13 protein-coding genes are annotated in these 14,971 nt (G+C 72.0%); 9 read left to right on the top strand and 4 right to left on the bottom strand.

The annotated features are described in order from the left end of the window. Window positions 1–198: 198 nt before the first annotated feature. Window positions 199–1,143 carry a carbohydrate ABC transporter permease gene (locus tag ACFCZN_RS00830; RefSeq protein ID WP_429762983.1) on the top strand — a complete coding sequence of 315 codons (945 nt, stop codon included), beginning with the start codon at window positions 199–201 and terminating at the stop codon, window positions 1,141–1,143. Window positions 1,144–1,276: 133 nt separating this feature from the next. Continuing rightward, window positions 1,277–2,047: a carbohydrate ABC transporter permease gene (locus ACFCZN_RS00825; protein ID WP_429763213.1), complete on the top strand. Its 771-nt coding sequence runs from the start codon at window positions 1,277–1,279 to the stop codon at window positions 2,045–2,047. Between the two features lie 24 nt (window positions 2,048–2,071). On the opposite strand, the gene ACFCZN_RS00820 is transcribed toward ACFCZN_RS00825, so the two are convergent. Beyond that, complete coding sequence (locus ACFCZN_RS00820; protein ID WP_429762984.1) at window positions 2,072–4,177, bottom strand: bifunctional lysylphosphatidylglycerol flippase/synthetase MprF; 2,106 nt, start codon at window positions 4,175–4,177, stop codon at window positions 2,072–2,074. Window positions 4,178–4,289: 112 nt separating this feature from the next. On the opposite strand from ACFCZN_RS00820, the gene ACFCZN_RS00815 reads away from it, so the two are divergent. The 3 genes from ACFCZN_RS00815 to ACFCZN_RS00805 all read left to right on the top strand — a co-directional run bounded on the left by ACFCZN_RS00815 (window position 4,290) and on the right by ACFCZN_RS00805 (window position 7,772). Beyond that, the gene (locus tag ACFCZN_RS00815) at window positions 4,290–5,048 is read left to right on the top strand and encodes a GH25 family lysozyme (RefSeq protein ID WP_430555506.1); all 759 of its coding nucleotides are present in this window, start codon (window positions 4,290–4,292) and stop codon (window positions 5,046–5,048) included. 18 nt (window positions 5,049–5,066) lie between these two features. Then, window positions 5,067–6,209 (top strand): VanZ family protein, encoded by a 1,143-nt coding sequence (locus tag ACFCZN_RS00810; RefSeq protein WP_430555505.1) that lies wholly within the window; start codon window positions 5,067–5,069, stop codon window positions 6,207–6,209. An 84-nt stretch (window positions 6,210–6,293) separates the two neighbouring features. Next, the gene (locus tag ACFCZN_RS00805; protein ID WP_430555504.1) at window positions 6,294–7,772 is read left to right on the top strand and encodes a mannitol dehydrogenase family protein; all 1,479 of its coding nucleotides are present in this window, start codon (window positions 6,294–6,296) and stop codon (window positions 7,770–7,772) included. A gap of 43 nt (window positions 7,773–7,815) precedes the next feature. Here ACFCZN_RS00805 and ACFCZN_RS00800 read toward each other — a convergent pair whose 3' ends face one another. Then, window positions 7,816–8,895, bottom strand: a complete 1,080-nt coding sequence (locus tag ACFCZN_RS00800) for a YihY/virulence factor BrkB family protein (RefSeq protein WP_429762989.1) — start codon at window positions 8,893–8,895, stop codon at window positions 7,816–7,818. A 68-nt stretch (window positions 8,896–8,963) separates the two neighbouring features. Further along, window positions 8,964–9,911 (bottom strand): sugar-binding transcriptional regulator, encoded by a 948-nt coding sequence (locus tag ACFCZN_RS00795; protein ID WP_429762990.1) that lies wholly within the window; start codon window positions 9,909–9,911, stop codon window positions 8,964–8,966. A gap of 171 nt (window positions 9,912–10,082) precedes the next feature. On the opposite strand from ACFCZN_RS00795, the gene ACFCZN_RS00790 reads away from it, so the two are divergent. The 3 genes from ACFCZN_RS00790 to ACFCZN_RS00780 are packed head-to-tail and all read left to right on the top strand — an operon-like array spanning window position 10,083 to window position 13,278. After that, on the top strand, window positions 10,083–11,450 hold the full coding sequence (locus tag ACFCZN_RS00790) for an ABC transporter substrate-binding protein (RefSeq protein WP_430555503.1): 1,368 nt from the start codon (window positions 10,083–10,085) through the stop codon (window positions 11,448–11,450). After that, window positions 11,447–12,400: a carbohydrate ABC transporter permease gene (locus ACFCZN_RS00785; RefSeq protein WP_429762992.1), complete on the top strand. Its 954-nt coding sequence runs from the start codon at window positions 11,447–11,449 to the stop codon at window positions 12,398–12,400. The genes ACFCZN_RS00790 and ACFCZN_RS00785 overlap by 4 nt, the downstream gene beginning before the upstream one ends. A 2-nt stretch (window positions 12,401–12,402) precedes the next feature. Further along, on the top strand, window positions 12,403–13,278 hold the full coding sequence (locus ACFCZN_RS00780) for a carbohydrate ABC transporter permease (RefSeq protein WP_429762993.1): 876 nt from the start codon (window positions 12,403–12,405) through the stop codon (window positions 13,276–13,278). Here the strand turns inward: ACFCZN_RS00780 and ACFCZN_RS00775 are convergent. Next, on the bottom strand, window positions 13,271–13,981 hold the full coding sequence (locus tag ACFCZN_RS00775; RefSeq protein WP_430555502.1) for a MarR family transcriptional regulator: 711 nt from the start codon (window positions 13,979–13,981) through the stop codon (window positions 13,271–13,273). The genes ACFCZN_RS00780 and ACFCZN_RS00775 overlap by 8 nt on opposite strands. Before the next feature lie 244 nt (window positions 13,982–14,225). Here ACFCZN_RS00775 and ACFCZN_RS00770 point away from each other — a divergent pair, with 244 nt between their 5' ends. Beyond that, the gene (locus ACFCZN_RS00770) at window positions 14,226–14,891 is read left to right on the top strand and encodes a DUF4097 family beta strand repeat-containing protein (RefSeq protein ID WP_429762995.1); all 666 of its coding nucleotides are present in this window, start codon (window positions 14,226–14,228) and stop codon (window positions 14,889–14,891) included. Window positions 14,892–14,971 lie beyond the last annotated feature (80 nt).

Genomic DNA, 14,971 nt, shown 5'->3' with positions numbered 1-14,971 from the left:
CCTCCCTGTACGAGCAGCCCGTCCCCTGGAAGGCTCGCGACGGTCGGCGTCGGCGAGCGGGAAGGCGCTTCCCAGACTACGAAGAGTTCGATACTGTGGTCAACGGTTACCCCAAAAGTTGCGCGCTGGTGCGCAGCGCTCCGTGGTCGAGGAGGTCCACGCGATGAATCGTTCCACAGCGCAGACGGGCTCGTCCGGATGAGCGCGATCACCGAGCTCTCGAAGCTGAAGCGAGGCGGTCGCCCCCTGGACCCGCGCGAGCGGAAGGCGGCGCGACGGGACAACAAGGCGGCCCTGGTCTTCCTGCTCCCGTGGCTCCTGGGGCTGGTGGTCATCACGGCAGGCCCGATGATCGCGTCGTTCTACCTGTCGTTCACCGACTACAACCTGCTCGAGGACCCGAACTGGGTCGGCCTGGAGAACTACCTCCGGATGCTGACCGACGACCGCCTCCACCAGTCGCTCCGGGTGACCCTCACCTACGTCGTCGTGGGAGTGCCCCTCCAGCTCGCCGTGGCGCTCTTCATCGCGGTGGCGCTCAACCGGGGCATGCGCGGGCTGTCCTTCTACCGCTCGGTCTTCTACCTGCCGTCGCTGCTGGGCGGGTCGGTGGCCATCGCCATCCTGTGGCGCCAGATCTTCGGCACGACCGGCCTGGTCAACCAGGTGCTCGGCCTCTTCGGCATCGAGGGGATGGGCTGGATCTCCAGCCCGGACACGGCGCTCGGCACGATCATCCTGCTGCACGTGTGGACGTTCGGGTCGCCGATGATCATCTTCCTCGCCGGGCTGCGGCAGATCCCGACCATGTACTACGAGGCGGCCGCCGTCGACGGGGCCACCAAGGCCAAGCAGTTCTGGCGCATCACCATGCCGATGCTCACCCCGATCATCTTCTTCAACATCGTGCTGCAGACGATCGGGGCGTTCCAGTCGTTCACCCAGGCGTTCATCATCTCGGGCGGGATCGGCGGCCCGTCCGACTCGACGCTCTTCTACACGATGTACCTCTACAACACGGGGTTCAAGGACTTCGAGATGGGCTACGCCTCCGCGATGGCGTGGCTGCTGGTCCTCATCGTGGGCGCCCTCACCGCCGTCAACTTCATCGCCTCGAAGTATTGGGTCTACTACGATGACTGACACCATCCAGCGGGACGTCGAGACGGCCCCGGCCCCCCAGGAGCCCGCGCCGGTCGCCGCGCGACGTCGGCGCTCCTCCCACCCCGTGCGGAGCGTCCTCAAGCACCTCGTGCTGATCGTCACGGGCGCCGTGATGATCTACCCGCTGCTGTGGATGGTGGTCTCGTCCCTGCGGCCGGACGACCTCATCTTCAGCCAGCCCGGCCTGTGGCTGAGCGACGTCGACCTGTCGCACTACCCGGACGGGTGGAACGCGCTCAGCCACCCCTTCGGCCGTTACATGCTCAACTCGGCGGTCGTGGTGCTCGGGTCCGTGCTCGGCACGCTCGTCTCGTGCTCGATGGCGGCCTACGCGTTCGCGCGGATGCGGTTCTCCGCCAAGACGCTGCTCTTCGCGATCATGCTCATCACGATCATGCTGCCGGGGCACGTCACGCTGGTGCCGCAGTACGTGCTGTTCTCCCAGCTCGGCATGGTGAACACGTTCTGGCCGTTGGTCGGGCCGAACATGCTCGCGACCGACTCGTTCTTCATCTTCCTCATGGTCCAGTTCATCCGGGGGCTGCCCAAGGAGCTGGACGAGGCCGCCCGGATCGACGGCGCCGGACACGCGCGGATCTTCCTGCGCATCATCCTGCCGCTGATGACGCCGGCCCTCGCGACGACGGCGATCTTCACGTTCATCGGCACCTGGAACCAGTTCTTCAGCGCCCTCATCTACCTCACCGACACGGACATGATGACCGTGCCGGTCGCGCTGCGGCTGTTCGTCGACTCGCAGGGGGAGAGCAACTGGGGAGCCATGTTCGCGATGTCCATCGTGTCGCTGCTGCCCGTGTTCTTCGTGTTCCTCTTCGGTCAGAGGTTCCTGGTCCGCGGCATCGCCACCACGGGCATCAAGTGACGGGCGACGCCGTGCGCCGCGCGCTCAGCGGCGGGACGACCGGGCGGCCGCGACCAGCTCGCGCGCGTGCACGTCGGGCAGGTAGCACCGCACGAGGGCGAGTCCCACCAGGGGGAGGGTCGCGGGCTCGGTCACCACGAGGTAGAGCGGAGCGTTCCGTGGCTGGAACTTCATCTTGAAACGGTGCAGGGACTCGAACCCGTAGAGGGGCTCGAGGCGCTCCGCGAGGCGGTCGAGGACGGCGTCGAGGCCCCCGGGAGAGGGGAGGTCGCCGTGGGCGAGCGGGCTGCCGGACAGCGATGCCTCCAGGGCGCCCTCGTCCCGGAACGTCGTGAGGGCGGACGCGATGAGCAGCTCCATCGTGTAGCGGAACGAGTCCGGTGCGCGCCGCATGACGTCGAGCGTCCACCCGACGACCTGCCCGTCCGGTGCGTGCACGGGCAGCCAGCTCGTCACGCCGTGCACCCGACCCTCGCCGTCCACCGCGAGCCCCACGCGCACCTCCGGGTCGAGGGCCTCGCGCACCCCGCCCAGCGTGAAGGCCATCTCCGGCAGGTCGCTGTCGCCGAGCCACGCCTCGGAGATCGCCCGCACCTGCGCGAGCGTCTCGGGCGGCTCGTCGACCAGTCGCACCAGCCGGTGCTCCATGCCCTGCTTCGCGGCCTGGTTGAGCGCCGTGCGCACGTCCTGCCACTTCTTGCCCCGGAACTCCAGGCCCGGCAGGTCGATCACGGCCTCCTGGGCCACCGGCACGAGGGTCCAGCCGCGCGATCGCCCGATCTCCGCGACCTCCTCGCTCGCGGAGAAGAAGCACGACCCCGCGCCCGCCGTCGACGCCGCCCCCACGAAGGCGTCCACCAGCTCCGCACGGCCGTCCGGCCCGTCGCCGACCGGGTCCGTGAGGACGACGACGACACCGGCGTGCGCCTGGTAGGCGACGTACCCGTCCTGCCCCTCGGGCGTCCACCGCTCGAGCCCGTCCCAGGTCGTCATCCAGGCCAGCCGCTGGCCCGCCCCGAGCCGGCGGAGCGTCGCGCGCGCGTCGTCCTGGTCCAGCCGGGCCCCCGCCGACGGCCGCGCGTGCCGACGGGCGCGGAACGACGACCGCCGGACGACCAGCAGCGCCAGCGCACCCAGGTCCAGCAGGAGCATGAGCAGCACGAGCGGCAGCTCCTCGGGCAGCGCGAGGGACGCGGCCAGCGCGAAGAGCGCCTCGCCGAGCACCCCGAGCAGCGTGAGCGCCACGGCCAGCCGCCACCACGACCTCCTGCCCCGGAGCAGGCCGACGGCGAGGACCAGGTCGACCGCGACGGCGAGGACACCCGTCGGCCAGCCGCTGCTGGCGACCTCGCCCAGCGGTCCTTCGCTGGGCCCGGCGGCGAAGCTCGTGAGCACCACGATCAGGGCCGAGATCGCGAAGTAGCCGGCGGCCGTCGCCCGGTCGCGCTGCAGGCGCCCGGCGCGTGTGCCGCGCCCCAGCCTCGCTCCCAGCACCGGGCGGGCGACGACGAGCCCGGCCACCCAGCCGACGACGTGCTCGACGTCCGCGATCCCGCCCCAGATCACGAGGGCGGCCAGGACGTAGATCGCGATCAGGGCGCTCGCCCGGAACCGCCACGGCGGTGCCAGGCTCAACGCCGTCACGGTCACCGCCCCGACGACCCCCGCGCTGAAGCCGACGTCGAGCACCTGCGCCAGACGTTCCGCCCAGTCCCAGCCCGTCCGGGCCAGGAGGGCGAGACCGCCGGCGGTCCCGACGACGCCGACGAGCTGGCAGGTCACCGCCGTGACGACCGCGCGCCGGGTCCCGAGGCGGAGCTCCGTCCAGCCGACGAGCAGGAGGAAGACCCCGGCGACAGCCACGTACTCCCACGGTTCGAGGGCGAACAGCGAGCCCGTGACGGGCGTCCACCACCGTCCGTCGGCGAACGCCGGGGCGCCGAACGCGACGTTCGCGAACCACGGGTGGTCCTCGAACGGCGACCACAGGGCGCCGGTGACGACGCCGAGCACGAGCATCAGCGCGACGATCCCGAGCGTGAACGGGGCACGCCTCGCCGTGCGGAGCAGCCGCAGCGCCGGGGAGGTGGTCGACGGCGGCGCCGCAGCCTGGTCGGTGGCGTCGGTCATGCGTCTCCTCACCTCGGATGAGGGCATCATTCCGCGGGCCGCGTCGCGGCGCGCGCCGTCCGACCGGCCCGGTGGTGGCCCGGCGTGGGCGTGATCGGGGATCATCAGCGGGATGAGCGGCGAGCGAGCAGGGCGAGGTCGGGGTCGTCGTGCGCTGGCGGTCGCCGTCGGGGCCGTCGTCGTGCTGCTGGGCGTGCTGGCGCTGCTGGTGTGGAACGGAGTGCTCTGGCCCAACCGCCTGGCTGCCGACCGGTATGCCGTGCGCGGCGTCGACGTGTCCGCCTACCAGGGCGAGATCGACTGGCCCGTGCTCGCGGACCAGGACCTGGACTTCGCGTTCATCAAGGCCACCGAGGGCTCCGCCCACGAGGACGAGCGGTTCGCGGCGAGCTGGGAGGGAGCCCGCGCCACCGACCTGCTCGTCGGCGCCTACCACTTCCTCTCCTTCGAGAGCCCCGGCGCCGACCAGGCGGCGCACATGATCGACGTCGTGCCCGCCGAGAGCGGCGCCCTGCCGCCCGTCGTCGACGTCGAGTACTACGGCGACTTCGCGGCCGACCCGCCGACGGTCGACGAGCTCCGGGGCATCCTCGACCCGATGCTCGACGCGCTCGAGGAGCACTACGGCGTGCCGCCGATCCTCTACACGACGCAGCAGATCCGGGCGGACTACCTGGGTGACGACTACGACCGGTACCCGCTGTGGATCCGGTCCGTCGCCTCCACCCCCGACCTGCCGCGCCGCGACTGGGAGTTCTGGCAGTACTCCGACCGCGACACGCTCCCCGGCTACGCCGGCGAGGAGGAGCACATCGACATGAACGTGTTCGACGGCACGATCGGCGATCTGAACGCGCTGACCCAGCCGTAGCCGCCTACCGTCGGCGGCGTGATCGATCGATGGACATGGCCGGCCGCGGTGGGCGTCGGCCTCGGGGTGCTGGTGTTCCTCGGGGTGCTGATCCCCGTGCTGCTGGTGCAGCAGCGACGATACGGGCGGCTCGACGCGCGGCGGGTGCTCGGCGCCGCGGCGCTCGCGGTGTACGTCGTGACGCTGCTCGCGTACACGCTGCTGCCGCTGCCGTCGGGGGACCTGGCCGCGTGGTGCGCTGCGCACGGGGTCCCCGGCGCGGAGCTGGTGCCCCTGCACTCGCTGGACGACGTCCGCCGGGAGACGGCGGGCCTCGGGCTGCTGGCCACGCTGCGCAGCGCCGCGGTGCTGCAGGTGGCGTTCAACGTGCTGCTCTTCGTGCCGTGGGGCGTGCTGGCGCGGCGATACCTCGGGTGGGGCGTGGCCGGGTCCACCCTGAGCGCGCTCGTCGCGTCGGTCGCGATCGAGACGGTGCAGTACACCGGGATCCTCGGGATCATCCCGTGCTCCTACCGCGTGGCCGATGTGGACGACGTGCTCACCAACACGCTCGGCGGCCTGCTCGGCGCGCTCGTCGCACCCGTCGTGCTGCGCTGGATGCCGCAGGCGCGCGAGCTCGCCGCCGCGCGCCTGGAGCCGCGGCCGGTGACGTTCTGGCGCCGCGTCCTGGGGATGGTCACCGACCTGCTCGCCGCGTTCGCGCTGGGGGCGGCGCTGCAGCTCGCCTACCGGGTGGGGGTGCTGGCGACCGGTCGGGACGTCTCGTCCGCGACGACGTGGCCCGACGTGCTGCTCGGCACGGTGGTGCCCGCCGTCGTGGTCTTCCTCCTGCCGCCGTGGGTCGGCTCGGGCGCGTCGCTGGGGCAGCGGGCGGTGTGGCTGGAGCCGCGATGGCCCGACGGCGCGGGGGCGCTGCGACGCGGTCCGCTCGCGCGGCGCCTCGCCCGCGGGTACCTCGTGCTCGGCCTGTACGGGGTGCTGGGGATCGTGGAGGCGGTGCCGCCCGGCGACGCGTCGAACGCGTGGGCCGGGGCGCTGCAGAACGTGGTGGCGCTCGCGGCCCTGGTCGGCGTCGTCGCGACCGGCGACCGGCGCGGCCTCGCCTGTGTCCTCACGGGCGCGCGGATGGTCGACGCGCGGACGGGGCACCGGCCGCGGTGACGGCAGTCCGCGCTCATCTGTGACCATCGCAGTGCTCGTTTGCTACGTTGGTCCTTCCCGTACCCGACGGAGCAAGGACGCACCATGACCGCACTCAGCGCCGAGACCGTGGAGTCGCTCGCGAGCGACGGCCTGGCTGTCCCGCAGTACGACCGCAGCCGCCTGCGCGCCGGCATCGTGCACCTGGGCGTCGGCGGGTTCCACCGCGCGCACCAGGCGATGTACCTGGACCGGCTGATGAACGCCGGCCAGGCGCTCGACTGGGCGATCTGCGGCGTCGGCGTGCTGCCGCACGACGCCCGCATGCGCGACGCGCTCGCCGCGCAGGACGGGATGTACACGCTGGTGCTCAAGCACCCCGACGGCACGCTCGAGGGCCGCGTCATCGGCTCGATCGTGGACTTCCTGCTCGCGCCGGACGACCCGGAGGCGGTGCTTTCGACGATGGCCTCCCCGGAGATCCGCATCGTGTCGCTGACCGTCACGGAGGGCGGCTACAACGTCAGCCCGGTGACGGGCGAGTTCGACGCCGACGACCCGGCCGTGCGTGCGGACCTGGAGCCCGGCGCCGTGCCCGCCACGACGTTCGGGCTGGTCACGGAGGCGCTGCGCCGCCGCCGGGACCGCGGCGTCCCGCCGTTCACCGTGCAGAGCTGCGACAACATCCAGGGCAACGGCGACGTCGCGCACCGCATGTTCGCCGCGTTCGCGCGGCTCAAGGACCCGGAGCTCGCCGGGTGGATCGAGGAGCACGTCCCGTTCCCCAACTCGATGGTCGACCGCATCACTCCCGTCACCACGGACGACGACCGCACCATGGTGGCCGAGCGGTTCGGGGTCGACGACGCGTGGCCGGTCGTGGCGGAGCCGTTCACGCAGTGGGTGGTCGAGGACCGGTTCGCGGACGGGCGCCCGCCGTACGAGGAGGTCGGCGCGCAGCTCGTCGACGACGTCGAGCCGTACGAGCTGATGAAGCTGCGCCTGCTCAACGCCAGCCACCAGGCGCTGTGCTACCTGGGCTACCTGGCCGGGTACCGGTACGCGCACGAGGTCTGCGCCGACGAGACGTTCGTGCGCTTCCTGCGCGACTACATGGCGCGCGAGGGCGCCCCGACGCTGCTGCCCGTGCCGGGCGTGGACCTCGAGGAGTACGAGGCCACGCTGATCGAGCGGTTCGCCAACCCGCACGTGCGCGACACGCTCGCCCGCCTGTGCGCCGAGTCCTCCGACCGCATCCCCAAGTGGCTCGTCCCGGTGATCCGGGCGAACCTCGCCTCCGGCGGCGACGTGCACCGGTCCGCGGCCGTCGTCGCCGCGTGGGCGCGGTACGACGAGGCCGTGGACGAGCAGGGCGAGCCCATCGAGATCGTCGACCGCCTCGCGGACCGCCTGAAGGCCGCGGCGGCGAGGAACCGGGAGGACCCGCTGGTGTTCGTCCGCGACGAGGAGCTCTTCGGCGACCTGGCGTCGGAGCCGCGGTTCGTCGAGGCGTACACCGCCGCGCTGGACTCGCTGCACACGCTCGGCGCCCGCGCGACGGTCGAGGGCCTCGTCGCGGGCTGAGCCCGGAGGCCTCCGTCAGCCGGCCGCGCTCGGTCGGCCGCGCTCAGTCCGCCGCGCGGTCGCGGGCGGCGGCCTCGCGGACCGCGCGGTCCTCGGCGACGGCGTCGCGCCGCTTGCCGGCCTTCTTGTCGCTGGCCTTGGTGTCGCGCGGCGGGAGCTGGATGTTCTCCTCGGCGGCGATGCCGTCGTTGAGCTCGCGGCTGCGCTCCACCTCGGCGTCGAGCTCGGCGCCGAACAGCAGCACGAGGTTGACGATCCACAGCCACAGCAGCAGCACGATGAACGTGGCGAGGATGCCGTACGAGCCGTAGTTGGAGAAGCTGCTGCCGACGTACCAGCCGAACGCCGCGGACGCGATCGCGGTGACGACGATGGCGACGACAGCGCCGACGCTCAGCCAGCGGAACCGCGGCCGCTTCACGTTCGGGGTGAAGTGGTACAGCATCGCCACGGCGACGACGACGAGCAGGAGCGCCACCGGCCACTTCGCGATGCCCCACACGGTGAGGGCGACGTCCCCCAGGCCGATCGCCTCGCCCACGGACCGGGCGATCGGCCCGGAGAGCACCAGGCTCGCGACCACGACGGCGGCGATGATCAGCACCACCAGGGTCAGCGCGAACATCGCCGGGCGCAGCTTCCAGACCGGGCGCCCCTCCTCGACGTCGTAGATGCGGTTCATCGCGCGGCCGAACGCCCCGACGTACCCCGACGCCGACCAGAGCGCGAGCACGAGACCGACCACGAGGGCGATCCCCGCACCCGTGTTGCCGACCGCGTTCTCGATGAGGGGCTCGACGATCTTGATCATGTCCTCGGGCAGGAACTCCGAGACCGTGTTCATCACGGAGTCGAGAGCCTTCTCGGCGTCCCCGACGAACCCCAGCAGCGACACCAGCGCCAGCAGCGCGGGCGCGGACGCCAGGACGGCGTAGTACGTCAGCCCGGCGGCGAGGTCGGTGCACTGGTCGGCCCCGAACTCACGGACCGTGCCCTTGAGGGCCCGGCCCCAGGACGGTTTCGGCGCGTCGGACGGCGCGCGCGGGGTGTCGGGGACGTCGTGCGTGGCGTCGTCGTCCGCCCGTGCGCGACGCTCGGGCTGGTGCTCGCCGGACTCGGTCATGGTGGCCTCCTCGGTCACCCCCAGGCTCGACGGCGCAGGTCATGCCCGCAATCGGGACAGCGGCGGCGCTACCCGGCGGACGCGTCCACCAGCTCCTCGAGCGCGCCCGCGGCGGCGTCGTCGCACACGACGGTGGTGGCGATGCCGCCCGCGACGGCGGCGCGCAGGCCGGGCGCGGCCTCGCGCCCGTAGCCGGCGGTGACGACCTCGGGGGTGCGGACGAGCTGGTCGAAGGTCACGCCCACCACGCGGGCGTCGAGCGGCGTGACGACGCGGCGGCCCTCGGCGTCGAAGAGCCGTCCGGAACACTCGGCGACGGTCCCCGCGGCGGTGGCGGCGCGCCGCTCGTCCCCCGTGACCTGGGGGAACACGGTGGATCCGGTGGCCGTCCACGCCCCGATCGCGACGACGGCGACGTCGAGGCCGTCGGCGCGGTCGAGGGCGGCGGCGATCTCGGGCTGCCGGCGCATGCCGGCGGCCGTGCCGGGGTCGGCCACGAGCAGCGGCGACCAGACCGGCCAGGTGCGCACGCCCGGCATCCGGCGGAAGCCCTGGATCATGTCGAGCGAGTCGCCCGACCCGTCCACCGGCAGCGCGCCGACCAGCTGCACGACGTCGCACGCGGGCAGGGGATCGAGGTGGCGCACCGCGATCTCGATCGTGCGGGACCAGGAGACGCCGAGGGTCGCGCCCTCGCGCACGTGCGCGGAGACGACGCCGGCGAGCGCACGGGCGACCGACTCGCGCGTCGCGCCGGGGGTGCCGGCCGCGCCGGCGATCACGACCTCGCGCGCGCCGAGGCGCTCGGCCAGGCGCCGGGCGCGGCCGGCGTCCAGGTGGGCGGGCGGCGAGATCTCGATCCGTACGACGCCGCTCTCGCGCGCCTCGGCGAGCAGCCGGGCCACCTGGAAGCGGGAGATGCCGCGGGCGGACGCGATGTCGACCTTGGAGCGGTTGTCGAGGTAGTAGTCGCGGCTGACCTCCACGAGGAGGCGGGCGTGCTCGGCGTCGGTCACGGGATCATCCTCCTCGCAGGTCGGGCCGCCGCGCCACTCTGAGCGCTCGGTCCTTGCTCACGTGAGCATCACGAACTACTGTCCATACAGATGAGCGCAGCGCAGCATCTCATCTGTGCGCGCCGGAGCTCGTCGAGACACACCGACAGGACCGACGACGTGAGGACAGCGATGTTCCGACCACGAACCCGGAGGCTCGCCGCCGCGGCCGGCGCCGCCGTCCTCGGGCTCTCCCTGGCCGCCTGCGCGGGGGCGGGCGCCGTCGGCGGGGGAGACGGCGAGCAGATCGTCGTGGCGATCGTCTCGAACCCGCAGATGCAGGACGCGATCTCCCTCCAGGACGAGTTCCGCAAGGAGCACCCCGGCATCGACGTGCGCTTCGTGTCCCTGCCGGAGAACGAGGCCCGCGCCAAGATCACCGCGTCCGTCGCCACCGGCGGCGGGGAGTTCGACGTCGTGATGATCTCCAACTACGAGACGCCGATGTGGGCCGAGAACGGCTGGATCGAGAACCTGCAGCCGTACGCCGACGCCACCGAGGGCTACGACCCGGACGACTTCGTGCCCAGCGTGCGGGAGGCGCTGTCGGTGGACGGCGACCTCTACTCGGTGCCGTTCTACGGCGAGTCGTCGTTCCTCGCCTACCGCAAGGACCTCTTCCAGCAGGCGGGCCTCACCATGCCGGACCGTCCCACCTGGGACGACGTCCGCGAGCTGGCCGCCGAGCTCCACGACCCGTCGCAGGACTTCGCGGGCATCTGCCTGCGCGGGCTGGCCGGGTGGGGCGAGGTCATGGCCCCCATGACGACAGTGATGAACACCTACGGCGGGCAGTGGTTCGACGAGGGCGGGAACGCTCGCCTCGACTCGCCCGAGGTGCGCGAGGCCGTCGAGACGTACGTCGACACCGTGCAGCAGTACGGGCAGCCTGGCGCCGCGACCTCCGGCTTCGGCGACTGCCTCACCCGGTTCGCGCAGGGCCAGGCGGCCATGTGGTACGACGCGACGTCGATGGTCTCGTCGATCGAGGACCCGGCGTCGTCGACCGTGGCGGGCAAGACGGGCTACGTGCCCGCGCCGGTGAGCGAGACCGACGCGGCCGGCTGGCTGTACTCCTGGTCCCTGGCGATCCCGTCCACCAGCGAGCACAAGGACGCCGCCTGGGACTTCGTGTCGTGGATGACCGACAAGGACTACATCACGCTGGTCGGCTCCACGCTCTCCTGGGAGCGGGTGCCGCCCGGCAGCCGGCTGTCCACGTACGAGATCCCGCAGTACGCGGAGGTCTCGGAGGCGTACGCCGACGCGACCCTCACCGCGATGAGCGAGGCCACCCAGGAGAAGACGATGGTGGCGCCCGTGCCGTACCCGGGCATCCAGTTCGTCGGCATCCCCGAGTTCCAGGATCTCGGCACCCGCGTGGGGCAGCAGATGTCGGCCGCGATCGCGGGGCAGAAGTCGGTGGCGGACGCGCTGGAGCAGTCGCAGCAGTACGCCGAGACCGTCGCCGAGACGTACCGCAAGGAGAACGAGCGATGACCGCCGTCACCACGCAGGCCGGGAACCTGCGGCGCGCGCAGGCCCAGCGCGCCGCCCGCGCGGACAAGCACCGGTACTCCCGCGCCGAGCGGTGGCGCCGCCGCGGGCCGCTGCTGCCGGCGCTGGTCTTCACGATCGTCGTCACGCAGATCCCGTTCCTCGTGACGATCTGGTACTCGCTGCACTCGCGGAACCTCTTGCGCCCCGACTCCGACCTCTTCGTCGGGCTCTCGAACTATCTCGACATCGCGCGCGACTCGGTGTTCCGCCAGACGGCGCTCAACTCGGTGGTCATCACCCTCGGCTGCGTGCTGGTCGCGATGGTGCTGGGCATCGTGCTCGCGATCCTGCTCGACCGGCCGTTCCGCGGCCGGGGCGTGGCGCGCACGCTGCTCATCACGCCGTTCCTCATCATGCCCGTGGCCAGCTCGGTGCTGTGGTCGATGGCGATGCTCAACCCGACGTACGGGCTGTTCAACTGGACGCTCGGGCTGGTGGGCATCGACCCCGTCGACTGGACCTCCACGTACCCGATCGTCGCGATCCTCATGGCCCTGGTGTGGCAGTGGACGCCATTCATGATGCTGCTCGTCCTGGCCGGGCTGCAGGCCCAGCCGAAGGACGTGCTCGAGGCCGCCGCGATGGACGGCGCCGGCTGGTGGCGCACCTTCGGGTCGATCACGCTGCCGCAGCTGCGCCGGTACATCGAGCTGGGCGTGCTGCTCGGGATCATCTACGTGGTCAACACGTTCGACCAGATCTACCTCATGACCGCCGGCGGCCCCGGGACGGCCAGCGCCAACCTGCCGTTCTACATCTACCAGCGCGCCTTCCTCGGCTTCGACGTCGGGCAGGCCGCCGCGATGGGCGTCGTCGTCGTCATCGCCACGATCATCGTCGCCTCCGCCGCGCTGCGGCTCATCTTCCGCAGCTTCGACGTCAAGGAGTGAGCATGACCGCCACCGAAACGGCCCCGCGCACGCCTGTCGCCCCGTCCGCGGCCGCGCGCCGCTCAGGCCGGAGCAGCGTCACCGGGGGGCTGCTCACCACCCTCACCTGGATCCTCGCGCTCGGGTTCTTCTTCCCCGTCCTGTGGATGGCGATGACGGCGTTCAAGCAGGAGAACCAGGCGTCGTCCGACCCGCCCACGTGGTTCTTCACCCCGACGCTCGACCAGTTCCAGGCGGTGGTCGGGGAGTCCGGCACGTACGTCGCGAACTCGGCGATCGCCACCGGCGTCTCGACCGTCCTCGTGCTGCTGCTCGGCATCCCCGCCGCGTACGCGCTGTCGATCCGGCCGGTGGAGAAGGTCAGCGACGTGCTGTTCTTCTTCATCTCCACCAAGATGCTGCCGGTCGTGGCCGTCATCGTGCCGATCTACGTCATCGCCGGGCAGCTCAAGGTGCTCGACAACATCTGGACGCTGGTCGTGCTGTACACGGCGATGAACCTGCCGATCGCGGTGTGGATGATGCGGTCGTTCTTCCAGGAGATCCCCGCCGAGGTGCTCGAGGCGGCCGCCGTCGACGGCGCGGGGCTGATGAAGACGCTGCGGTCCGTGCTCATCCCGATGGTCGCGCCCGGCATCGCCGCGACGGCGCTCATCTGCGTGATCTTCGCGTGGAACGAATTCTTCTTCGCGCTCAACCTCACCGCGTCGCGCGCCGCCACCGTGCCGATCTTCATCGTCTCGACGATGACGAGCGAGGGCCTGTTCCTCGCGCGGCTCTGCGCCGCCGCGCTGCTCGCGTCGCTGCCGGTGATCCTCGCCGGGTGGATCGCGCAGAAGCAGCTGGTGCGCGGCCTGTCGATGGGCGCGATCAAGTAGCCGGGCCGGTGTGCAGCAGGTCGCGGGCCTGCTCGGCCGCGCGGGTGATGCTGTCGGCGACGAAGTCGATGAAGCGGGCCATGTTCTCGAGGCGCGCGCCCGCGGCGGAGTCGCGGCCCAGGACGTCGACCCCCTGCCGGGCGGTGGCGGCGAGCGCGGCGTTGGAGCGCGCGGCGGCGATCATCGACTGGTACCAGGCGTCGCCGTCGGCGGCGTAGCGCTCGCGGCGCCCGTCCTCGCGCTCGCGGCGGATCAGCCCCAGGTTCTCCAGCAGCGCGACCGCCTTGGACACCGACGCCGGGCTCACCTGCAGCCTCTCGACCAGCTCCGCCGCGGTGAGGCTGCCCGAGTCCGCCACGTACAGCCGCGTGAGCACGGCCGCGGCCATGCGGGGGAGGCCGGACTGCATGAGCAGCGTCGTGAACGTCTCCTCGTACTCCCGCAGGGCCGCGTCGTCGGTCGCGGCCCCCGAGCCGGACGTCGCGCGCGGCGAGGCGGGACGACGACGGTGCGCGCGCTGCTGGGTGGCGCGCTGCGCGAGGTCGGCGCGGTAGCCGCCGGGGCCGCCGTTGCGCATCACCTCGCGCGTGACGGTCGACGTCGGGCGGTCGAGCCGGCGGGCGATCTCGGCGTACGCGAGGTCGTCGGCGAGGCCCAGCGCGATCTGCTGGCGCTCCTGGGCGGTGAGCCGGCCTCCCGGCATGGCGTCCTCCTGGGGTCGGGCCCGGGGTCGGGCCGGGTGCCACGTTACGTTCACTTCGGGTCAGGTGCAACGGGCTCAAGCGCGGTGGTTGCGTTGATGTTCAGGCCTGGTGCAACGATATTGGCATTGTGACCTGCGCAAACGGTCTTCTGATGCAACATTGCTCTTGCCCGATCTACGAACGCAACGTAGCGTTTCGCATGTCAGAAAGTCACCGCACCGACCATCGCAGGAGCTGAGAACGATGCAGAACTTCGCCACCCCCGCCCCCGTCTCCGCCGTCGTCGACGTCCCGGCCGGGCGCCTCACCTTCGTCGCCGCCGACCGGTCCGACACCACGGTCGAGGTGCGGCCCGCCGACGCCTCGAAGCGCCGCGACGTCGAGGCCGCCGAGCAGACCACCGTCGCGTACGCCGACGGCGTCCTGCGCGTCGCGGCGCCCGACGGGCACCGAGCCTTCGGGCCCTCCGGCTCGGTCGAGGTCACGGTGCAGCTGCCCGCAGGGTCCGCGGTCGAGGTCACCGCGGCGAGCGCCCCGCTGCGCGGCGTCGGGCGCCTGGGCGCCGTCGTCGTCGAGACCGCGCACGGTGACGTCAAGATCGACGAGGCGGCGAGCGCCCGCCTCGCCACGCAGGCCGGCGACATCACCGTCGGCCGGCTCACCGGCCCCGGCACGCTGAGCACCGCGAAGGGCGACCTCCGCGTGGAGGAGGCCGTGCAGGGTGCGCTCGACCTGAGCACCCAGGCCGGCGACGTGACCGTGGGCGTCGCGTCCGGCGTCACCGCGTCGCTCGACGCGGGCACGACGCTGGGCCGCATCAACAACTCGATCACGAACAGCGGCGGCGACGTCCAGGTCGCGATCCGCGCCACCACCACGATGGGCGACGTGTCGGCGCACAGCCGCTGAGCCGACCGCCGCAGGATCCCGGACCCGGGGGGGGGGAGGGGGGGGTTGGAGAGGCGGGGGCGGGCTTGTTTCTTTTCCCC

The organism is Isoptericola sp. NPDC056134, from assembly GCF_042264825.1.
GTDB classification, from domain to species: domain Bacteria; phylum Actinomycetota; class Actinomycetes; order Actinomycetales; family Cellulomonadaceae; genus Isoptericola; species Isoptericola nanjingensis.
This window is presented reverse-complemented; position numbering and strand designations above follow the sequence as displayed.